Genomic DNA, 597 nt, shown 5'->3' with positions numbered 1-597 from the left:
TCTCGCGCGGCAGCAGGTCCCAGCGAAGGCCCGTCTGCAGGATGAACAGGATGCCCGTGAGCAACGCACGATCATCGAGCGGTTTGCGCCCTGGATAACGGATTCGCCTTGGTTTGCGAGGGGGCAGCAACGGTTCGATGAGTGCCCAAAGTTCGTCGTCGAGTATGGGTTTAGCCATGTCCTTTTCGTCGTCGAAACAATGAAAAGGTTAACAGCATTCATCGAGAGTAAACAGCCCCCTTGTTCATTTTGTTAAGGGTTCTAAACGGGGTCGCACTGGGCGCCACCACAAGCGGGTCCGCAGCGTCCCCTGGGCCAGGTTTTTTGACGGGGTCGTACAGCCTCCAAAATCATAGCGGCCACTGTCCGTGCGCACTTCAGTCTATGCCACAGTGCGTTTCTATCCATGGGGCCGCGACGGGTCGCGATGGCTGTTTTTTAGAAAGCGCGCTCAGCAAGGCGGGACTGCTGGGCGTAAGGCGATGATCGATCGTGATCACGCTCTGCCGGTTACACAGCAGGCCCGGCTGGTAGGCATCAGCCGGTCGAGTGCCTATTACCAGTCGCGTGGGCTCAGCGAAGCGGATCTGACATTGA

General features: G+C 58.0%; 1 protein-coding gene and 1 pseudogene. One reads left to right on the top strand and one right to left on the bottom strand.

Annotation, left to right across the window (positions count from 1 at the left end):
* Positions 1–178: transposase (locus VSR34_RS38255; protein WP_342965215.1), on the bottom strand; the 178-nt coding region annotated here is incomplete at its 3' end.
* Positions 179–434: 256 nt separating this feature from the next.
* Here VSR34_RS38255 and VSR34_RS38250 point away from each other — a divergent pair.
* Positions 435–597, top strand: a pseudogene (locus VSR34_RS38250) (IS3 family transposase); the annotation flags it as partial.

Origin of the sequence: Paraburkholderia sp. JHI2823 (assembly GCF_038900695.1) — a bacterium.
GTDB lineage: Bacteria > Pseudomonadota > Gammaproteobacteria > Burkholderiales > Burkholderiaceae > Paraburkholderia > Paraburkholderia mimosarum.
The sequence above is the reverse complement of the archived record's forward strand: the minus strand, read 5'-3'. Positions and strand labels throughout refer to the sequence as shown.